Source organism: Methylibium sp. T29, from assembly GCF_000576205.1.
Classification (GTDB): Bacteria; Pseudomonadota; Gammaproteobacteria; order Burkholderiales; family Burkholderiaceae_C; genus Methylibium; species Methylibium petroleiphilum.
The window spans coordinates 1-17896 of sequence record NZ_AZND01000061.1 but is presented as its reverse complement, the minus strand read 5'-3'; the positions used below and the strand labels follow the sequence as shown (position 1 = coordinate 17896).

The window sequence follows — 17896 nt, the reverse complement described above, 5'->3', positions numbered from 1 at the left end:
GCACCGCGCGCGGCCGCGCCGGCCGCCAGCCTGGGCCGTCTGTCGACCGAGAAGATTGTGTTCATCGGCGCTTCGACCGGCGGCACCGAGGCCACCAAGGAGGTGCTGATGGCGCTGCCGGCCGACGCCCCGGCCGTCGTGATCACCCAGCACATGCCACCCGGCTTCACGACCAGCTACGCGAACCGGCTCGACGGCCTGTGCCGCATCAGCGTGCGCGAGGCACGCGACGGCGAGCGCGTGCTGCCCGGGCACGCCTACATCGCCCCCGGCGGCCTGCACCTGAGCGTGGAGCGCAGCGGCGCCAACTACGTCGCCCGCGTGCAGGACGGTGAGCCGGTCAACCGCCACAAGCCCAGCGTCGAGGTGCTGTTCAAGAGCGCGGCCCGCGTGGTGGGCCCGAACGCCATCGGCATCATGCTGACCGGCATGGGCGCCGACGGCGCCAAGGCAATGCGTGAGATGCGCGACGCCGGCAGCTACAACCTGTGCCAGGACGAGGCGAGCTGCGTGGTGTTCGGCATGCCGCGCGAGGCCATCGCGGCCGGCGCGGCGCACGAGGTGCTGCCGCTGTCGCAGATCGCACCGCACCTGCTCGATCGCCTGCGCAGCACCGCGGGCCTCTCGCTCAACCGGGTCTGAGCTTCACGCGCGGCTGGCTACGGCAGGAACAGCGACTGCAGGTCGCTGAGGAAATCGAAGCCGCGCTCGGTCGGCCAGACACGCTGGAGATCGCGCTCGATCAGGCCCTTGGCCTCGGCCGCCTCCAGCCCGCGCTGGATCGCGGTCACCGCGAGGCCGGTGCGCTCGGCGAACCGGGCCAGTTCGAAGCCCTCCCTCAAGCGCAGCGCATTGAGCATGAACTCGAACGGCAGTTCCTGGCGCGCCACCTCGTGCTCGTTGGACACCGCCGCGCCCTCCACCGCCTGCCGCAGGTAGGCCGCCGGCTCGCGCCAGCGGGTCTGGCGCAGGACGCGGTGCGCGAAGCTGAGCTTGCTGTGAGCACCGGCCCCGATGCCCAAGTAGTCGCCGAACTGCCAGTAGTTGAGGTTGTGCTGGCAGCGGTGGCCGGGCCGCGCATAGGCCGAGACTTCGTAGCGCCCCAGGCCCGCTGCGGTGGTGAGTTCGGTGATGCGATCGAGCATGCCGAAGGCGGTGTCGTCGTCGGGCAGACCGGCCGGCGGGCGCGACGCGAACTGGGTGTTCGGCTCCAGCGTCAGGTGGTAGACGCTCAGGTGCGGCGGCTCGAAGGTGAGCGCCTGCCGCACGTCGGCCTCGCAATCGGCCAGGCTCTGGCCTGGCAACGCGTACATCAGGTCGAGGTTGAAGGTGTCGAAGGCCGAGCGCGCTTCCTCGACAGCCGCCAGGGCCTGGGCGCGATCGTGCACCCGGCCCAGCGCCTTCAGCTTGGCGTCGTCGAAGCTCTGCACGCCGATCGACAGACGCGTCACGCCGGCCGCGCGGAAAGCGCGGAAGCGCTCCCGCTCGAAGGTGCCCGGGTTGGCCTCGAGCGTGATCTCGCAGCCGGGCTCCAGCGGCAACCGGGCGCGCACGTCGGCCAGCAGTTGCCCGATCGCGTCGGGCGAGAACAGGCTGGGCGTGCCGCCGCCGATGAAGACGCTGACCACGCGCCGGCCCCAGACCAGCGGCAGAGCCCCCTCCAGGTCGGCGCGCAGCGCGTCGAGGTAGCGCGACTCCACTCCGGCGTCGAGCGCACGGCCTGTTCCAGCCCCGGGCCTGTCGGGCCGGAGCATGGGCGCCGTCGTCAACTCATGCGAGTTGAAATCGCAGTAGGGGCACTTCTTCAGGCACCACGGCAGGTGGACGTACAGCGCCAGCGGCGGCAAGGCCGCCAATTGCAGCGTGCCGGCGCGCTGGTGCAGCGCCGCGACGTCGATAGCTCGCGTGTTCACGCGAGCCAGTGTGCGCGCATCAGCGCAAGCATGTCGCGCGCGGCGAGAGCCCGGTGGCTGCAGCGGCTCTTCTCTTCGGCCGGCATCTGCGCGACGCTGCGGCCGAGCGCCGGGATGAACATCAGCGGGTCGTAGCCGAAGCCGGCCTCGCCGCGCGGCGCGTCGAGGATTTCGCCCTGCCAGCGGCCGAAAGCGATCAGCGGCTGGGGATCGTCGGCATGGCGCAAAGCGACCAGGGTGCTGACGAAGCTGGCGCGCCGGTCCGCCTGCCCTTGCAGTCGATCGAGCAGCAGCGCGTTGTTGGCGGCGTCCTGCACTGCACGCTGTGCCTCGCGATCGGCGGCCGGCAGCACGACCGTCGCGTAATGGGCCGAAACGACCCCGGGAGCGCCCCCCAGCGCATCGACACACAGGCCGGAGTCGTCGGCGATCGCCGCACAGCCCGCCTCTGCAGCGGCGTGCCGCGCCTTGGCCAACGCGTTCTCGACGAAGGTGTGGTGCGGCTCCTCGGCCTCGGCGATGCCCAGCGAACCCTGCGTCACCAGTTCGATCGGCAGCGCGGCGAACAGCCGCTGCAGTTCGACCAGCTTCTTCGCGTTGTTGGAGGCCAGGACCACGCGCACGGCGGGGACCTCAGTCCTTCAACGCCGCGGCCTGGGCCGCGACCAGGGTACGGATGCCCTGCTCGGCTAGCGCCAGCAGCCGGTCCATCTCGGCGCGACTGAAGGCAGCGCCTTCGGCGGTACCCTGCACCTCGATGAAGTGGCCGGCACCGGTCATCACGACATTCATGTCGGTATCGCAGGCGGAGTCCTCGATGTACTCGAGATCCAGCAGGGGCGTGCCCTGCACGATGCCGACGCTGACCGCTGCCACCGGCTCGCGGATCGGCGAGGCCCCGATCTTGCCCTGCGCCAGCAACCAGGTCACCGCGTCGTGCGCCGCCACGTAGGCGCCGGTGATCGCCGCGGTGCGCGTGCCACCGTCGGCCTGCAGCACGTCGCAGTCGAGGTGGATGCTGCGCTCGCCCAATGCCTTCAAGTCGAACACCGCACGCAGCGAGCGACCGATCAGGCGCTGGATCTCCTGCGTGCGACCGCTCTGCTTGCCGCGCGCGGCCTCACGGTCGCTACGCGTGTGGGTGGAGCGCGGCAACATGCCGTACTCGGCGGTGACCCAGCCCTCGCCGGAGCCGCGCTTGTGCGGCGGCACCTTCTCCTCGACCGAGGCCGTACACAGCACCTTGGTGTCGCCGAAGGCGATCAGCACCGAACCCTCGGCGTGCTTCGTGTAGCGGCGGGTGATGGTGAGCGGGCGCAAAGCGTCCGCTGCACGGGCTTGCGTGCGTTCGAAACCCATGGCGGGCCTTTCAGTGCTTCTTGGATTCGGACGAGCGCCGGATGGCCTCGTTGATCTCGCGGATCGAGCGGTCGATCTCGGCTTCGTCCAGCTCGTCGGGTTCGCCGGAGCCGGCGCCGACACTGGCCTGGATCGTGGAGGCGAACACCTCCTCGCCCAGGGTCTGGGTGGATATGGCCTGGTCCGGGACGGCATTCTCCGCCGCCTCCCACTCGACCGAGAGCACGGTCACGTTGTCGCTCTTCGGCCCCCCCTTGCGCAGGGCCTGCTCGACGAGTTCAGGCACGGCGTCGGAGATCGAGCGCGTGGCGAGCTGCTCGGTGATGGTGTCGTCACTGATGCTGCCCCACAGACCGTCGGAGCAGAGCAGCAGGCGATCGCGCTTCTGCAGGATCAACGGCCCCACGGTATCGACGACGGGCTTGCCCGGGCTGCCCAGACAAGTGAACAGCACATTGCGGTTGAAGCGCTCGCCCATCGGCACAACCTGCGCCATCGTGTCCTGCAGCTCGGAATAGCTGTGGTCGCGGGTGCGGGCGATGAGCTTGTCGCCGCGAACCAGGTAGAGCCGGGAATCACCGCAGTGCGCCCAGTAGGCGGTGTTGCCCTGCAGAACGCAGGCGACAATGGTGGTGCGTGGCGTGTCGATCAACGCCTTCTCGGTGGCGTAGCGGATCAGCTGGTGATGGCCCGCGATGATGGCATCGTGCAGGAAGCGCATCGGGTCCTTCAGCACCGGCTTGGCATCGCGCTGGAACATGGCGGCCAGCGTCTGCAGCGCGAGCTGCGAGGCGACCTCGCCCTCCGGGTGCCCTCCCATGCCGTCGGCCAGCGCGAACAGCCCCGAATCCCGCGTGTAGCAATAGCCCATGCGGTCTTCGTTCTTCTCGCGGCCGCCCTTGCGGCTGATCTGGTAGACGGAGAACCTCATGCGGCGATCCTCACGCCTTCGCGCCGGTCTTGATGTTTTCGAGCTGCAGCTTCAGCCGCTCGCTGAAACTGAGCTTGGTATAGCGGCGCTCGGTCTCGCGTGCCAGTTCCTTCTGCAGCGCGAACACGCTCTGCGGGCGCGACAGCGGGTCGAGCGACATGCACCATTCGGTGACTTCGATCAGGTTGTCGGAATACACATTGCGCAAGCGCGACAGCGAAAGCCCGAGGCGGTCCTTCTCGATGCGCTGCGGCGCGTCGTTCGGCGGATAGCCCTGCATGCAGGCGTAGATGCACGCGCCGATCGCGTAGATGTCGGTCCAGGGGCCGAGCGTGCCATCGCGCCGGTACATCTCAGGCGCAGCGAAACCCGGCGTGTACATGGGACGGATGAAATTGCCTTCCTTCGACAGCACCTCGCGGGCCGCGCCGAAGTCGAGCATGACCGCCTTGTTGTCGTTCGTGATGAAGATGTTCGCCGGCTTGATGTCCAAGTGCAGCATCTTGTGCTGATGCACGATGCGCAGTCCACGGAGGATCTCGTCGAACAGTGAACGAATCGTCGATTCCCTGAAAACCTTGTCGCGCTTCAGGTCGCGTGCCGTGACGATGAAGTCCTGAAGGGTGTCGCCCTGCAGGTAGTTCATCACCATGTAGACGGTCTCGTTCTCGCGGAAGAAGTTCAGCACCGAGACCACGCTCGGGTGGCTGATCTGCGCGAGCGAACGGCCTTCCTCGAAGAAGCTCTTCAAGCCCAGGCGGTACAGCGGCTGCTTCTCGGGTTTGACTCGGGGCGTGAGTTCACCCACCGAACGTTCGGCCAGCGAGGCGGGCAGGTATTCCTTCAGCGCGATCAGCCGCCGCTCGCTGTCTTCGCAGAGATAGACGACACCAAAGCCGCCGGCCGCCAACTTCTTGATGACCTGGTAACCCCCGACCACGGTGCCCGCAGGCAGTGGCGCGGGTTTCAGCTTTGACATAATCGGATTTTGCAATGCGATAAGTTCGATGGCAGTTTACAGCATGACCGGTTATGCAAGCGCATCGACCGGGGCCTCCGCCACAGGGGAAAACGCCAGCGAGAGCGGGCACGGTCCGTTCGCCGGGGTGATGGTGGAATTGCGCTCGGTCAACAGCCGCTTCCTGGACATCGCATTTCGCATGCCTGACGAAATGCGCGCGCTGGAACCGGCGCTGCGTGAGCTGATCACCGGCCAGCTGCGGCGCGGCAAGATCGAGTTGCGGCTCGCGACGCGGGACGACGCCGGCACCGCTTGGCCCCAGCCGCAGACCGATCAGCTGCACACGCTGTCGCGCCTGGAAAACACCGTGCAATCGTGGCTGCCGAACGCCCCGCCGCTGACGGTGCACGAGGTGCTGCAGTGGTGCCGCGGCGCGGCGCCGGCGGTGCGGCTCGACGACGCGGCGCTCGATGCCGCCCGGCGCGCCGTGACGGGGCTGGTCGAAGCGCGCGCGCGCGAGGGCGAGAAGCTCGTTGTGGTGCTGATGCAGCGCGTCCACCGCGTGCGGCAGCTGGCCAGCGATGCCCAGCCGCTGGTGCCGCAGGTGGTGCAGCGCCAGCAGCAACGCTTCTTGGAGCGCTGGCAGGAAGCCCTGGCATCGAGCGGTGCTGCGCAGACCCTGCCGCAGCAGGCACTGCAGGAACGCGCCCTGAACGAGGCGGCCGCTTATGCCATCCGGATCGACGTGGCCGAGGAGCTGGCGCGGCTCGGCGCCCACCTCGACGAGATCGAACGTCTGTTGAAGGCCGGTGGCGAGCTCGGCAAGCGCCTGGACTTCCTGATTCAAGAGTTGCAGCGCGAGGCCAACACGCTGGGCTCGAAGTCGGCCGCATTGGAGCTGACGCAGATCTCCGTGGAGATGAAGGTCGCGATCGAGCAGATGCGCGAGCAGGTGCAGAACATCGAGTAGTGGTTCAAGGGGTGCGATGCCACCCCAAAGGGCCTCGTAAGCCGTTGATTTCGTGTGGAACGTAGTGCCAGGAGGTAGCAGGACTTCCCAGTGAAGCGCATGTTTTGTGTGGGGGAAAACGTGGGGGGAACGCATCCGCCCCCGAGGCGCGCGACGCCTCCCGATTTTCCCCCACGGATCGGGCTGGAGGCCGCGCGATGACTGGGACCGCTACGGACAAGACACTGAAGGCTGGCTCGCCGCCGGGCCCGTCGACAAGGGTATCGGCGAAGGCCTTACCTTCTTCGCTACCGAGGCCGGGGCCCGGCTCGGCAAGGCCTCCTGGGTCCTGAGGTACCGGTGGGCCGGGAAGAACAAGGAGAAGGTGCTCGGCCGCTATCCCGACATCTCCTTGAAGGACGCCCGCGAGCTCGCCAGGCGAGACCGGGTGCAGCTCCAGCAAGGCGTCGACGTTGCGGTCGCCAAACGCGCCGAGAAGCAAGCGGCTGCCGATCGCGCCGATGTCCGTTCGCTCGGACAACAGTGGTACCAGCGTCACATCCTTCCCCGATACAAGTACCCCGAGGTGGTCGAACGGGTCATTCGCCTGCACATCAACCCGGTGATCGGGCGGCTGTCGGTCGATCAGATCCGCCCTTCTCACATCGACGACGTGCTGACTCGGATCGTTGCAAAGGGAGCGCCGACCGTCGCGAACGACGCCCTGCGCTACCTGTTCCGCATGTTCCACTTCGCTGTCAAGCAGCGCTGGATCGAGGTCAACCCCGCGAGCGGATTTGAGCAGTCGGACGCTGGGGGAACGGAAATTCCGCGGGGGCGGTGGCTCGATCGGGACGAACTCATCAAGCTAGCTCGCGCGATGCGCATGACCCTCAACTTCGGGCGCGTCAACGAGCTGTCGATCTGGCTCTTGCTGGCGCTTTGCGTGCGCAAGATGGAACTGCTGTCGGCCCGGTGGGGCGAGTTCGATCTCGACGTAGGGGTCTGGCGCCTGCAGCCCTCGCGCACGAAGAAGCGCACGGCCATCGACATCCCGCTTGCGCCGCTGGTCGTTTCCTGGTTACGTGAACTTCAGGTGCACGCCGCGGGCAGCGCATATCTGTTTCCGGCACGTCGCCTCGTCCACATGAAGGCCGGTGTCCCCCGAAAGAACCGGTTCGAGCACGTCAGCCCCGACACCCTGATCGTGGCCTTGCGGCGACTTGAACTGGTCGACGTTGAGCACTTCACCGTGCACGACATGCGAAGGACGGCGCGCACGCACTTGGCCGCGCTCGGGGTCGACCGTTTCGTCGCGGAACGCGCTTTGAATCACAAGGTGCGAGATGTCGAGGGCATCTACAACCAGTACGACTACTTCGCGGAACGGAAGCACGCACTGGAGCGCTGGGCTGGCGTGCTCGAGGCGATCAGTCTCCAGGTCCGAGAACCCGCCTCGTTGGTACCTCCGAAAAGCCATGCCCGTCCACAGACATCCGACCAGGATGGCAGCGTTTCCGATAGGAACAGCCGGCACACAGCCGCGGGTGAGAAGTAAAGCGCGGCGTACGCAGTCCGTTGAGAAGCTGCTCGCGCCTTCGTGCAAGGGCTCTAACCACGTCTCGAGACAGCAGACGCACCGGCAGCGGTGTGCGTACGCCATTCGATTCCACGACGACGAAGGCCACCGGCGAGACCTGTTCACCGGTCTCGCTCGACAACGCATGTCGCTGTGCCGACAGCTCGACGACGTCCGAAGGGTACGCCTTGACTTGCGCCCGGGTCTTCAGCTCCACAAGGGTGATCTGCCCTCGGCGGCTTCGGTACGCCCGATCGACTCTCGCCACCATAAGCGGGTGCTCTCGGGACCGAAACGTACGCTCCACGTAGACAAGGGCGTCGTCTTTAAGTTGCTCTGGCAGCAAGTCCTCTGCGCGGACATGCCGGCCGCGCTTTCCGCGAACAATCGCCCAGACGCCGGCGAAGACTGCTGCAACGACCAGAACCGCGTACCAAACCTCATCTGACACGTCTGCCCTCCGAGACGTCAAGGCTGAGTGAGGCTACCCACACCAATGGCTTCAGCACCGTTCGAACAACAGCCTGCAGCCTCGGCTCGCGCGCCATGGCCCGGCAGATCAAGGGGGCCACGCTGTAATACCCGAGGATCACACGTCGGCCCGCGCGCGTGTGACGCAGGAACCGATCGCGGAATTGCCGCAGAACTCGCGTCTCCGGCCCCTCGCCGAAGACATGCGTGGCAATGAAGCAGCGGCCGACCCGCGCTGCTTCCGACTCCCCTTCCGACGCGAACTTCCGGTGCACCCGCAGCCCACGTTGCAGGGCCGCCCTCTGCTCGCGCGTTGGGCGCTTTCCCTCGAAGTGCTCGAACACGAACAACTGCTCGCAGACTGCCATCTGCGATAACGCTGACGCGCTGACCGCGCGCTTCGCCTTGCGCTGGCGCCGCATCAATCCTCCGCTCCGCCCGCGCTGACCTCGAACGCCTGGCTGGTCTGGCGCGCCACAGCTGGGTCCACGCCGACATGCCGTAGCGCCTTTGGCGCGGCCGCCATCGGCACCGGCACCTGAATGGTCATGCCCAAAGTCCACTGCTGTGCCAGCAGGCCCTCATGGGCGAGGAATCGCAGCCGATTGACGCGCTTGGGCCCCTTGTTGAATCGCATCAGGTCGTCGAACAGCCGCGGGTTGTCGTCGCGCGACAGTTCGAAAAGCAGCCGGACGCTCTGATCTGTCTTCGTGTCGACGGCACTCATGCCCTGCCCCCTTCCGCCACCACAACGCCCGTGCCCTGCGTGGCCGCAGCCACATAGTTGGAACCTGCGATCTGATAGCCGCGCACGTTGGCGTACATCGGCTCCTTGACCTCCAGCACCTCGTGCGATGCGAACGCCTGCATGACCGCCTTGCGGAACAGGAACGCACCGCCGCCGACCAGGATCACGTTGCGCACGTCGTAGGCGGGGCCGATGCGCCGCATCATGGCCGCGACGGCCTGTCGGGCGATGCTCTCCACCATCGGCTTCATGCGTGAGAGCTGATAGGTCTTCTGGTACACGTTCAACGCCTTGCCGGTCCTCAGCGCGTGGTCGATGCTGTCCAGGCCGGTGTAGGTAGAGCCGATCTCCACGCTGACGTCGTCCGCGATGAGGTTCAGGATGTCGGCCACGCCGCGGTCGACGGAGTGGCTGCGCTTGTGCGACAGCCTCATGCCGCGCGCCACCAACCAGTCGAAGGTGCGAGAGCCGGGTCGATCACCAGACTTGTTCGTCCTGCATCGCGAGCACGCGGTCGTGCTGGTCCGCATAGTCGATCAGCGCGCCATGCGGCTGGGCCATCGCCAGTGCCTTGCGCACGTGGACGGTCTTGCCACCGCCCACGTCGTGCCGGCCGGTCATCAGCTTTTCGAGCGCGGCCTTGTCGGCGGCGAAGGTCGCCACGGGCAGGCCGACCACGAGCAGGTCGATGTGTTCGACCCTCATCGAGCGCATGGCGCCGCGGGCTAGTGCCAGGTACTCCGGCGTGTCGATGTAGCGGTGGTGGATCTGCGTGGCGCGGAATCCGTCGCCCGCGAGGACCACGTCGGGGCCGACCTCGTAGAAGACGCCCTTGATCGGGATCGCGAAGGTCCGACGGCGCTCCGCGCCCAGCGATGCCGACGGGTCACGCGTGCTGAGGCAGGCCAGTGAAGGGAAGCGGGCGCAGCGGATGTCCGAGGCGCTCCCGCCGACCGTGAACTTGGTGTAGCCGAAGCCGACGTCGATGGCTCTGACGACTGCTGTCATGGAGTTCCTCCAACAGGTTCAGTGAAGACCGCCCAGCATCGGACGGCCGATGGCTCGCTTCCAGGCGGAAGATCGTCCAACCCGGCGCGCTATCGCGATCAGGTCGCGCGCCACGACGACCTCGGTGGAACGCGGCTCTCGCTGCACTCCCACCTCGCCGCCGCCGCACCGGTGCTTCCGCAAGTCGCTCCACGGTCGCACCCGACTCGGTCCCGTCAAGTGCCGCAGTCGCGCGAATGGCCCGCCAGACACTCCTGTCCTGGTCCTTCGGAGGCAGAGGTAGGAAGAAGGCTTGTCAACCCCTCTCGCTCTGCGAGCCGACCTCGATCACGGCGCGCTAATCGGCACATTTCGAGCTTGAGGTCCGCGTCGCGCTGGCACATGATTGCGGTGCGTCAAGCCGGTAGCTTCCACACCGGGCACAGTGCACAGTCGCTGCGTCGAAGGAAGCCCATCAGTACGGTGACCTCGGTCGCCGAGGGCTAAGAGCCCCGGATCCATGCGGACTCGATCCGCCAAGTTCACCCACCAGCCGCCATGGCCCCCGAGGCCGTGGATTGCGGCGTGCCCACAGGCACCCGCCTCCTTTCCCCCGACGTTCCAGCATCACGCGCCGCGGCCGCCTCGAGCGACCGCGACCCACGGCACACCGGCTTGACCGGTATCCGTGGGACCTGCGTGAACGGACCGCCCACCGCGTTGGCTGCGGTGGTGCCTTTCGGTCCGGTTGAACGTCCGCGTGCGGCCCCTCGATGGGCCGACGTACGGGTGACGCCCGCACACCATGCCGCGCCCGCCCTCGGCCCCTGCCGAGTTGGCGTCGCGGTCCGCCCCGAGCGGACAGCCACGCGTGTACGCACCGTGTGCAAGGCGATCACTTTTACGAAGGCCTGGACGGTGCTGCCGTCCGAACCCGAGGCAACCGCGCGTGGGGGACGCGCAACCGACTCGATGCCTGGCTCGGCACCTGTCGGTCTCTCAACGGGCCGTCAATTTCGATTCACCGGCACCCGGAGGTCGCCATGTCCCAAACCGATCCGCTCACCGTCGATCTCGACACCCTGCCGCTGCAGCCGCAGCGGTGCATGCACGTGCTGGCGCTGATCCTGCGCCGGTACAACTGGCAGCACGCGGTCAAGGCCAAGAACATCGGGCATCGCACCGCCCAGTCGCGTGGCCGGCTTTGCGTGTGGGTGTTCCGGTTTCTGCACCACAACCCGGTCAAGGCCTTCAAGCTCGACCCGCGCTCGTTCAGCGGTCGCCATGCCGACTTCGTGCTGGCGCACTGGTGCGCCGAAGCCAAGGCCGGCCGCCTGGCGCCGGGCACGATCCCGACGTACTACTCGCACCTCAAGACCTTCACCCGCTGGATCGGCAAGCCCAAGCTGCTCAAGCCCATCCGGGCGTACTTCGACGACCCCGCGCTGTACCGCCGTAGCGGCATCACGACGAACGACAAGTCGTGGCGCGCCCTGGGCATCGATGTCGCGTCGGTGATCCGCGATGTCGAGGACTACGACGTGCACGCGGCGGCAAGCCTCTGGCTGATGCTCGCCTTCGGGCTGCGGTTCAAGGAGAGCCTGATGCTGCGTCCGCACGTCGACGTGGCGACGGCGCGCCAGGCAAAGGGCGATTCAGGATCGGATGGGGAGGACTGGAGCGGAACGGTCCAGTACCTCGACACCCACCGCGGCACGAAAGGCGGGCGGCAGCGCTACGTGCCGATCGACGATGCCTTGTGCCGCCATGCGGTCACCTACGCCTGCCACGTCGCCAAAGGCACGCAGGGCAGCGTCGGCGACCCGAACCTGACGCTGGTTCAGGCGCTGCGCCGGTTGCGCTACGTGATGGAGCGCTTCGGCATCACGAAGCGCGATCTGCGCGTGGTTCCGCATGGCCTGCGACACCAGTTCGCCGCCAACCGCTACACCGAGCTGACCGGCTCGCTGCCCCCGGTGGCCGGCGGCCAGGGAGTCGCGGCGGACGCCGACAGCGCCGCGCGGCAACACGTGTCCGCCCTGCTCGGCCACGGTCGGCCGCAGATCACGAACGCGTATTTAGGTTCGTCCGCGGTTATGCGCAGCAAGGACCGGACGGCCCCGACTCCCAAGGAACCCGGAGACCCCGTCTGCGCATAACACCTCGCAGCCCAGCCCCTGCTGGGTCTGCGAGGCAGGCCTGGCGCCGGCCTACAGCGAGCGCAGCCAGTCCAGCAGCGACTTGCTCTGCTGCCAGGACGGCAACGCCGCCGATGGCGACTCGCCAGCCACCTTCTCCAGCGCGCGTCGCTTCATCTCCAGGTTCGCCCTGGCGTAGATCTGCGTCGTCTTCACGTCCACGTGCCCGAGGAAGTCGCGGATCATCTCCAGCGACACGCCGCTCTGCAGAAGGTGCATGCCCTTCGTGTGCCGCATGCTGTGGGGGCTGATCTTCTGCGTGAAGCCGGGGACCGCCGACCGGGCGGCCTGCACGTGGCAGTGCGGCAGGTACCGCAGGCCCGACCTCGACAAGCGCCAGCCCTGGCGGTTCTGGAACAGAGGCAGATGGCCTCGCTCGGGCCGGTCAAGATCGTTCTCCCGCAGATGGTCGCGCAGCAGCCGAGCCGTGGCGTCCATCAGGGGCACCACGCGCACCTTGCGTCCCTTGCCCAGGAGCCGCACCTGGGCCGGCGTCGTCAGGCGCACGTCGTGTGCGTTCAGATCGATCAACTCTTGCGCCCGGGCGCCGGTGTCGTACAACACGCTGAGCATCACCGCGTCGCGCCGGCCGGCCGGCGTGGTCGGATCGGGGTGCGCCAGCACCTGCGTCAGCTCGTCCTTGGACATGTAGGCCACCGGCACCTGGACGTGGCGCCGCAGCGGCATCGCATGATCTTCTGGCACTGCAACATCCGCTCCGGTACCTCCGACTGCACGTAGCGGAAGAACGCGTGCAGCACGGCCAGCCGCTGGTTCAGCGTACGGATCGAACACTTCCGCTCCTGCGCCAGGTGATCGAGGAACGCCTCGACAAAGGCCACGTCGATGTAGGCCAAGGACAGGCGCTCGACGGCGATGCCGCGGCCGTCACGGCCGAAGCGCAGCACCAGCGTGAACACATCGCGGTAGGCCTTGATCGTGTTCGGGCTCAGGTTGCGCTGGCCGGCGAGATAGCGCGTGAGAAAGTTCGTCACGTGCAGGGAGAGGTCGGTCGGCTTCATGACGACCTCCAGGGCCTGCGCGGAATGACGTCGCTGAAGGCGGCGTCCGATCGCGAGACGATCTCCGGGTACAGCTCGGCGGTCATCTGCAGGTAGTCCTGGGCGCCGTCGATCGAGGCGTGGCCGAGGTAGGTGGCCAGCACCGGCATCCTGGCCTGCAGATCGGCGCCCTCGCGGTACCAGCGCAGCAGCGTGTGCACGGCGAAGGTGTGCCTCAGGTCGTGAAGCCGAGGCCCTTCGCCTCGGCCGCCGTGGCCGATGCCGCATCGGTGCAGCAGGTCCCTGAAATTGCAGTACACGCCGCCACCGTCCAGTCGGCCGCCGCGCGGTGAAGGGAAGAAGTACTCGTCGTCCGAGCGTGGCCCCAGCGCGGCCGTGTACTTCTGCAGACGAGCGACCAGTGGCCGGGCCGGCGGCACCAGGCGGTCCTTGCGGAATTTGGTGTCGTTGATGTGCAGCACGCCTTGGAGCAGGTCGACGTCGCGCATGCGCAGGCTCAGCGCCTCTTCGAGGCGAAGGCCGCATCCGTACAGCACGCGCAGCAGCTCCGGCAGAACGATGTGGCGTAGGTGGGTCGACGCCATCGGCTCGATCCGGTCAGCGGCTTCGAGCAATCGGCGGACTTCCTCGTGCGTCAACACGCGTGCCAGGAACGACTTCGACTCCTTGGCGCCGACGGCCTGATCTGGCACGTCGGCGGGAAGGCCGAGCCGGCGCATGAACAGAGCGAAGTGGCGAACCAGGTTGATACGATCGCGCTGGGTCTTGCCGGTCTCGTGCGGCTGCTTGGCCAACCACGATGAGGTCACGGACCTCAGCAACTCGACTTGCTGCAAGCCTTGGCGGCACAGATGGGCGTCGAGTCGGCACAGGCTCCATGCGCCAACGTTGTAGCGATAGCCACAGGCTCGCTTCTCCTGAATGAACTGCGCCATCAGTGGGGCCAAGGGGCTGTGACCGGTGAATGTCGCGGGCTTACGAGGCGCGGCCATGGCACACCTCCTCCGGATCGATGGCTGCGATGCGCAGCGTCTCCACATCGGCCTTGGCGTAGATGAAGGTCGTTGCTGGCGAGGCATGCCCCAACACGGCCGAGATGACCGGGAACGGCGTCTGAGCACCAAGCAGCCGGGTGGCAAGGGTGTGGCGCAGCGAGTGCAGGCCCTGACGCTGTGGCGCCTTGAACTTGATCCCGGCCAGTTCCCGCCAGTACGCCACGACGCGGTGGAGCCGGTCGTTCTCGCGGATCGGCGCGAACGGTGGCGTCAGGTTAGTGAACAGATGTCGGTGCTCTACCGGTGGTCGCCCAGCTCGCAGGTAGTCAATGAGTGCGGCGCCGACCTCCTCGATCAGCGGCAAGACCAGCGGCTCACCCGTCTTGTTCTGCACGATCTCGATGGTGGACGTGGTCCAGTGCAGGTGGTCGAGCGTCAGGTGCTTGATGTCGCCCAGGCGCAGACCCAAGCGTGCGGCGAGCATCAAGATGGCGTAGTCACGCCGGCCCTTCGGTGAGCTGCGATCGACCGCGGCAAGCAGCCGCTCGACCAGTCCCGGCTCCCACGCCGACGGCACCTTGGCATTGCTGGCCAGTCGAACGGTTGGGATCGCGGCGCTGAGGTCACGCGGCAGGGCGCCGCGCATGAAGAGGAACTGCAGGAACAGCCTCACGCTGGACGAGACGCACGCGACGGTCATCGGCTTCCAGCCCGTCCGGGTCTGAACGAAGGCGCTGAGGTGTTCGGCCTGCAGGGTGTCCAGCGTCTCCAGGCCGCGAGTGCGCAGGAAGTCCAGGAAGACCGCGATGTCGTGCATGCGCTCGGCCAGGCTGCTGGGCCGAAGATGCCGCCGCTCCCGGGCGTACTGCTCGTACTCCCGCAGGGCCTTGTGCATGCCCACCGGTACGCGAAGCCCGGTGGTCTCCACCACGAAGCGGCTGATGGTGCCAGTGCGCGCGAAGTCGTCGAGCACCCTGATGCCGAAGACCAAGTGCCGCCGCCACTGTTGGCCGAGCTTGAGCACCTCCCCGTCGCGAACGCCGTACGTCTGCTCGAAGCGCATGGCAAGTTCACGCGTGTACTCGGCAGGCAGGCCTTGGGCACGGGCGAAGTTGGCCAGTTGCTCCCACACCCGCTTGTAGCGATTGATGGTGCGGATGGTGTAGCTGCGCATCAGCAGTTCTTGCGCAGCGCCTTGGCACAACGTCTCCAGCGCCAGTGCACCGGATCCATTGGAGTTGAGCGAATCCATGATCGTCTCCTCGTTGGCGGCGGCCACAGCGGCCACCGGGGAGGACGATCTTGGAAGCGTTATGCGCAGTCGGGATGGCCTACGTCATAGGTGGCTCGCTCGGCTTGAGGCCCTTGCTGCGCATAACGGCGGACGAACCTAAATACGCGATATGTGTAGCTGCACATATCTGCTATTTAGGTCAGACCGCCGTTATGCGCACAAAACCGCCAGCCGGCTCGCCGGCCGATGTGGCCGCGCCTGCGACCGCCGAACTCGACGCCCCGCCGGTGGCCACCCCCTCCACTTCCACGCTCTGAGGACACCATGAAGCCCTACAAGCTGCCCTTCAGCCTCCCGCCGGCGCTGCCGATGCCGTTCGACGCGGATGCGCCCATCGCCCCCGATCTGTTCGACAAGCCCGCATTGCCGGCCGTGCGGTGCGAGCCCTTGGCCCGCGTTTGGTCCAGGGCGCTGCGCGATGGTGTCGCGGCGGCGGTCACGCACGACCATGCGCTGTTCGAGAGGCTCCCTGGCCGTCACGATCCGGAGTCGCTGAACGGCATCTACACCGACTCACCGCTGGTGAGTCCCTGGACGCCCGCCAACCTGGCGCACCAGTTGCCGCCGATGGAGCGGGCCGGGATTCGGGCTTTCAGTCCCACGCTGTGGCTGCTCGAATGGGATATCGGCGGCAGCCTGGTCTGGGAGCTGATCGTGCCCGCCCTGCTCGACGACGCAGCACGCGCGGCGTTCTGGGCCGGGGCGATGGTCACCGCCTTCGGCTATGTCGAGGAGGATCGCGCGGCATTCGCCAAGTTCGCCATTGCGGCGATACGCCGGCCGACCGTGGGGCTCGAGCTGGACATCCGCCAGACACCGTTCGGCATCTGGTGCCCGTGGCTTCCGCGGGCGACGCCAGCGGCTCGCCACGCCGCCAAGCGATGGATGCTCGATCATCTGCCGGGCCTGCTGCGGCACATGAGCGGAGAGATCGCGCCGTTCGACATCCCCGGCGACCACGACCTGTTCGCCGTGCCGCTGATGCCGGACCCCGTCACGGCCCTGCCGCACCCGAGAGGCGTGCTTCACTAGTGCCCACCGTCCCGGCCCTCGATCAACGGGCGCCTTCGTCGAGGGCTTCCTCGTCCTGCGGCGCATCCCCGGGCTCAGCTTCCATGTCCCCGCCGTCAAGCCGCGCGCGCCCCGTCTCGGACCGTTGCGGCGGGGTCCGCAGGCACCGCGGCAGCCAGCCCGTCGCGGCCAGCGCCTGCTCGGCACCTGCCGCAGCGCCATCCTTCTTCAGCCCGGCCAGCGGCGCGGCGGCGTTGGCACCCGCGGCCTCGGTCACCACGGCGAGCGTCGTCGCTTTCGACACATGGTTGAAGTACGAGGCGGCACTGGCCTTCCACCAGCGCCGCATGTCGAGTGCCAGCGCCTGGGCCAGCGCGTCCGTGCTCTGGCGTTCGCGCTCGGTGCCTTCGACCCCGGTGACGCTCGCGGCGACGAGGAAGGTCAGCAGTCCGATCACGGTCGGGCGTTCCTGCGCCAGCAGCCAGGGCATCAAGGCCGCGCCGTCGGCCGGCAGTCGCGCGGTCCACTCGACGCGCGTCTGCTCCATCAGCTTCCAGGCTTCGGCCTCGGCCATGTCCGCGGACTCGCGCCGCAGGCGTCGTGCGTCTCGCTCGCGCTGACGGTGAGCGCATCGTCGCCGCCGCGGTAGCGGTGGAAGCCGTCCTTGAGCAGCTTCGCGGCCAGATGAGCTGTCAGCGCGGCCAGGGCCACGTCGGGCCGCAACAGCAGTTCGGCCTGGATCGCCGCGACGCGGTGCGCGGTCAGGCTGCGCATCAGCTTCTCGGAATGCACCGCGCGGGCGCCGCCCTTGGGCAGGCTCACGAGGGCAGTGCCGGTGGTCGGCTCGCCGCTCGTGGCCTGCCGCGCGGCCTGCACGACCGCATCACGATCCTCCGGCCGGACCAGCCCGCGCTTGACCTCGACTGTCCCCCGCGCTCCCACGAACACCACGCAGCCCGCCAGCGCCATCAGGTCCGCCGGAAACACCGCCAGCGCTTCGTCGATGGTGCTCAGTTCGGTTTGCAGCCGCTCGTCGTCGGTTTCCAGCGCGGCGTACTCGTTCTCGTCGCCGTCGTCGTCCGAGATCGCCTCCATGCGCGCGTGCAGCGTCTCCAGTTCGGCTTCGAGTTGCGCATGGCGCGCCGCCTCGTCGGCGTTCGGCGCGCGACATGCGCGGCGCACCTCGCTGTGACGCTGGTAGTCCTCGTAGACATACTGGGCCCGCACGTCGACCCACTTCCAGCCTTCGGCGGCTACCTCGCGGGCCGGCTGCTGAAGCTTGTCCAGCGCCAGTCGTTCGAGCAGCGCGGCGTCCTGCAGGTAGGCCTTGCCGTCGTCGCTGAACAGGTCGCGCCGCAGGTGGCCGCCCGCGGCCTCGTAGGCGGCCACCGTCACGAAGATCGCCACGCCGTCGCGATCCGACTCGACCTCGCCGCGGGTCAGCAGCCGGCGCAGTTGATCCGCGCTGCGGTTCCATT

The 17896-nt window shown here is 67.6% G+C and carries 19 protein-coding genes and 1 pseudogene; 5 read left to right on the top strand and 15 right to left on the bottom strand.

What is annotated here, in order from left to right:
• A partial coding sequence (locus x551_RS09855; RefSeq protein WP_036248348.1) for a chemotaxis protein CheB occupies positions 1–642 on the top strand: 642 nt, incomplete at its 5' end.
• A gap of 17 nt (positions 643–659) precedes the next feature.
• Here the strand turns inward: x551_RS09855 and hemW are convergent.
• From hemW to x551_RS09830, 5 genes are read right to left on the bottom strand one after another with little or no spacing between them, the layout of a single operon-like run.
• Positions 660–1913, bottom strand: a complete 1254-nt coding sequence (gene hemW / locus x551_RS09850) for a radical SAM family heme chaperone HemW (protein WP_011830287.1) — start codon at positions 1911–1913, stop codon at positions 660–662.
• Positions 1910–2536, bottom strand: a complete 627-nt coding sequence (rdgB, locus tag x551_RS09845) for an RdgB/HAM1 family non-canonical purine NTP pyrophosphatase (RefSeq protein ID WP_011830288.1) — start codon at positions 2534–2536, stop codon at positions 1910–1912. The genes hemW and rdgB overlap by 4 nt, the downstream gene beginning before the upstream one ends.
• A 10-nt stretch (positions 2537–2546) precedes the next feature.
• Positions 2547–3272 (bottom strand): ribonuclease PH, encoded by a 726-nt coding sequence (gene rph, locus x551_RS09840; RefSeq protein ID WP_011830289.1) that lies wholly within the window; start codon positions 3270–3272, stop codon positions 2547–2549.
• A 10-nt stretch (positions 3273–3282) separates the two neighbouring features.
• On the bottom strand, positions 3283–4203 hold the full coding sequence (locus x551_RS09835) for a PP2C family serine/threonine-protein phosphatase (RefSeq protein ID WP_011830290.1): 921 nt from the start codon (positions 4201–4203) through the stop codon (positions 3283–3285).
• A gap of 10 nt (positions 4204–4213) precedes the next feature.
• Positions 4214–5182, bottom strand: a complete 969-nt coding sequence (locus x551_RS09830; RefSeq protein ID WP_011830291.1) for a serine/threonine-protein kinase — start codon at positions 5180–5182, stop codon at positions 4214–4216.
• A gap of 28 nt (positions 5183–5210) precedes the next feature.
• Here x551_RS09830 and x551_RS09825 point away from each other — a divergent pair, with 28 nt between their 5' ends.
• Positions 5211–6134 carry a YicC/YloC family endoribonuclease gene (locus tag x551_RS09825; RefSeq protein ID WP_011830292.1) on the top strand — a complete coding sequence of 308 codons (924 nt, stop codon included), beginning with the start codon at positions 5211–5213 and terminating at the stop codon, positions 6132–6134.
• Positions 6135–6240: 106 nt separating this feature from the next.
• Complete coding sequence (locus x551_RS09820; protein WP_216701315.1) at positions 6241–7671, top strand: site-specific integrase; 1431 nt, start codon at positions 6241–6243, stop codon at positions 7669–7671.
• Positions 7672–8132: 461 nt separating this feature from the next.
• Here the strand turns inward: x551_RS09820 and x551_RS09815 are convergent, their stop codons facing one another.
• The 4 genes from x551_RS09815 to x551_RS27170 are packed head-to-tail and all read right to left on the bottom strand — an operon-like array spanning position 8133 to position 9919.
• On the bottom strand, positions 8133–8585 hold the full coding sequence (locus tag x551_RS09815) for a CFI-box-CTERM domain-containing protein (protein WP_036229509.1): 453 nt from the start codon (positions 8583–8585) through the stop codon (positions 8133–8135).
• The gene (locus tag x551_RS09810) at positions 8585–8890 is read right to left on the bottom strand and encodes a hypothetical protein (RefSeq protein WP_036229508.1); all 306 of its coding nucleotides are present in this window, start codon (positions 8888–8890) and stop codon (positions 8585–8587) included. The genes x551_RS09815 and x551_RS09810 overlap by 1 nt, the downstream gene beginning before the upstream one ends.
• Positions 8887–9345: a hypothetical protein gene (locus x551_RS27175; protein WP_343252127.1), complete on the bottom strand. Its 459-nt coding sequence runs from the start codon at positions 9343–9345 to the stop codon at positions 8887–8889. The genes x551_RS09810 and x551_RS27175 overlap by 4 nt, the downstream gene beginning before the upstream one ends.
• A 43-nt stretch (positions 9346–9388) precedes the next feature.
• Complete coding sequence (locus tag x551_RS27170; protein WP_253950344.1) at positions 9389–9919, bottom strand: hypothetical protein; 531 nt, start codon at positions 9917–9919, stop codon at positions 9389–9391.
• A 1022-nt stretch (positions 9920–10941) separates the two neighbouring features.
• Between x551_RS27170 and x551_RS09800 the strand changes: the two genes are divergently transcribed.
• Positions 10942–12057, top strand: a complete 1116-nt coding sequence (locus tag x551_RS09800) for an integrase domain-containing protein (protein WP_051495512.1) — start codon at positions 10942–10944, stop codon at positions 12055–12057.
• A 51-nt stretch (positions 12058–12108) separates the two neighbouring features.
• On the opposite strand, the gene x551_RS09795 is transcribed toward x551_RS09800, so the two are convergent.
• The 4 genes from x551_RS09795 to x551_RS09785 are packed head-to-tail and all read right to left on the bottom strand — an operon-like array spanning position 12109 to position 15365.
• A complete protein-coding gene (locus x551_RS09795) occupies positions 12109–12783 on the bottom strand; it encodes a tyrosine-type recombinase/integrase (protein WP_197028713.1) in 675 nt (224 codons plus the stop codon).
• Positions 12726–13118 (bottom strand): site-specific integrase, encoded by a 393-nt coding sequence (locus x551_RS26445; RefSeq protein ID WP_197028712.1) that lies wholly within the window; start codon positions 13116–13118, stop codon positions 12726–12728. Before x551_RS26445 ends, x551_RS09795 begins: the two co-directional genes overlap by 58 nt.
• A complete protein-coding gene (locus x551_RS09790) occupies positions 13115–14053 on the bottom strand; it encodes a tyrosine-type recombinase/integrase (protein WP_253950343.1) in 939 nt (312 codons plus the stop codon). The genes x551_RS26445 and x551_RS09790 overlap by 4 nt, the downstream gene beginning before the upstream one ends.
• A gap of 40 nt (positions 14054–14093) precedes the next feature.
• Positions 14094–15365 carry a site-specific integrase gene (locus x551_RS09785; RefSeq protein ID WP_036235200.1) on the bottom strand — a complete coding sequence of 424 codons (1272 nt, stop codon included), beginning with the start codon at positions 15363–15365 and terminating at the stop codon, positions 14094–14096.
• Positions 15366–15716: 351 nt separating this feature from the next.
• Between x551_RS09785 and x551_RS09780 the strand changes: the two genes are divergently transcribed.
• Positions 15717–16439 (top strand): hypothetical protein, encoded by a 723-nt coding sequence (locus tag x551_RS09780; protein ID WP_152543470.1) that lies wholly within the window; start codon positions 15717–15719, stop codon positions 16437–16439.
• 22 nt (positions 16440–16461) lie between these two features.
• Here the strand turns inward: x551_RS09780 and x551_RS23410 are convergent, their stop codons facing one another.
• Entirely contained in the window at positions 16462–16992 is a 531-nt protein-coding gene (locus x551_RS23410; protein ID WP_051495888.1) for a hypothetical protein, read from the bottom strand.
• Positions 16965–17896 (bottom strand): annotated as a pseudogene (locus x551_RS25815) (chromosome partitioning protein ParB); the annotation flags it as partial. The pseudogene x551_RS25815 and the gene x551_RS23410, both read right to left, overlap by 28 nt.

Coding starts and splice junctions, on each gene's coding strand:
- rph (WP_011830289.1), bottom strand. CDS start 3,272: ATGGGTTTCGAACGCACGCAAGCCCGTGCAGCGGACGCTTTGCGCCCG.
- x551_RS09835 (WP_011830290.1), bottom strand. CDS start 4,203: ATGAGGTTCTCCGTCTACCAGATCAGCCGCAAGGGCGGCCGCGAGAAG.
- x551_RS09830 (WP_011830291.1), bottom strand. CDS start 5,182: ATGTCAAAGCTGAAACCCGCGCCACTGCCTGCGGGCACCGTGGTCGGG.
- x551_RS09825 (WP_011830292.1), top strand. CDS start 5,211: ATGGCAGTTTACAGCATGACCGGTTATGCAAGCGCATCGACCGGGGCC.
- x551_RS09815 (WP_036229509.1), bottom strand. CDS start 8,585: ATGCGGCGCCAGCGCAAGGCGAAGCGCGCGGTCAGCGCGTCAGCGTTA.
- x551_RS09810 (WP_036229508.1), bottom strand. CDS start 8,890: ATGAGTGCCGTCGACACGAAGACAGATCAGAGCGTCCGGCTGCTTTTC.
- x551_RS27175 (WP_343252127.1), bottom strand. CDS start 9,345: ATGAGGCTGTCGCACAAGCGCAGCCACTCCGTCGACCGCGGCGTGGCC.
- x551_RS27170 (WP_253950344.1), bottom strand. CDS start 9,919: ATGACAGCAGTCGTCAGAGCCATCGACGTCGGCTTCGGCTACACCAAG.
- x551_RS09800 (WP_051495512.1), top strand. CDS start 10,942: ATGTCCCAAACCGATCCGCTCACCGTCGATCTCGACACCCTGCCGCTG.
- x551_RS09795 (WP_197028713.1), bottom strand. CDS start 12,783: ATGCCGCTGCGGCGCCACGTCCAGGTGCCGGTGGCCTACATGTCCAAG.
- x551_RS26445 (WP_197028712.1), bottom strand. CDS start 13,118: ATGAAGCCGACCGACCTCTCCCTGCACGTGACGAACTTTCTCACGCGC.
- x551_RS09790 (WP_253950343.1), bottom strand. CDS start 14,053: ATGGCGCAGTTCATTCAGGAGAAGCGAGCCTGTGGCTATCGCTACAAC.
- x551_RS09785 (WP_036235200.1), bottom strand. CDS start 15,365: ATGGATTCGCTCAACTCCAATGGATCCGGTGCACTGGCGCTGGAGACG.
- x551_RS09780 (WP_152543470.1), top strand. CDS start 15,717: ATGCCGTTCGACGCGGATGCGCCCATCGCCCCCGATCTGTTCGACAAG.
- x551_RS23410 (WP_051495888.1), bottom strand. CDS start 16,992: ATGGCCGAGGCCGAAGCCTGGAAGCTGATGGAGCAGACGCGCGTCGAG.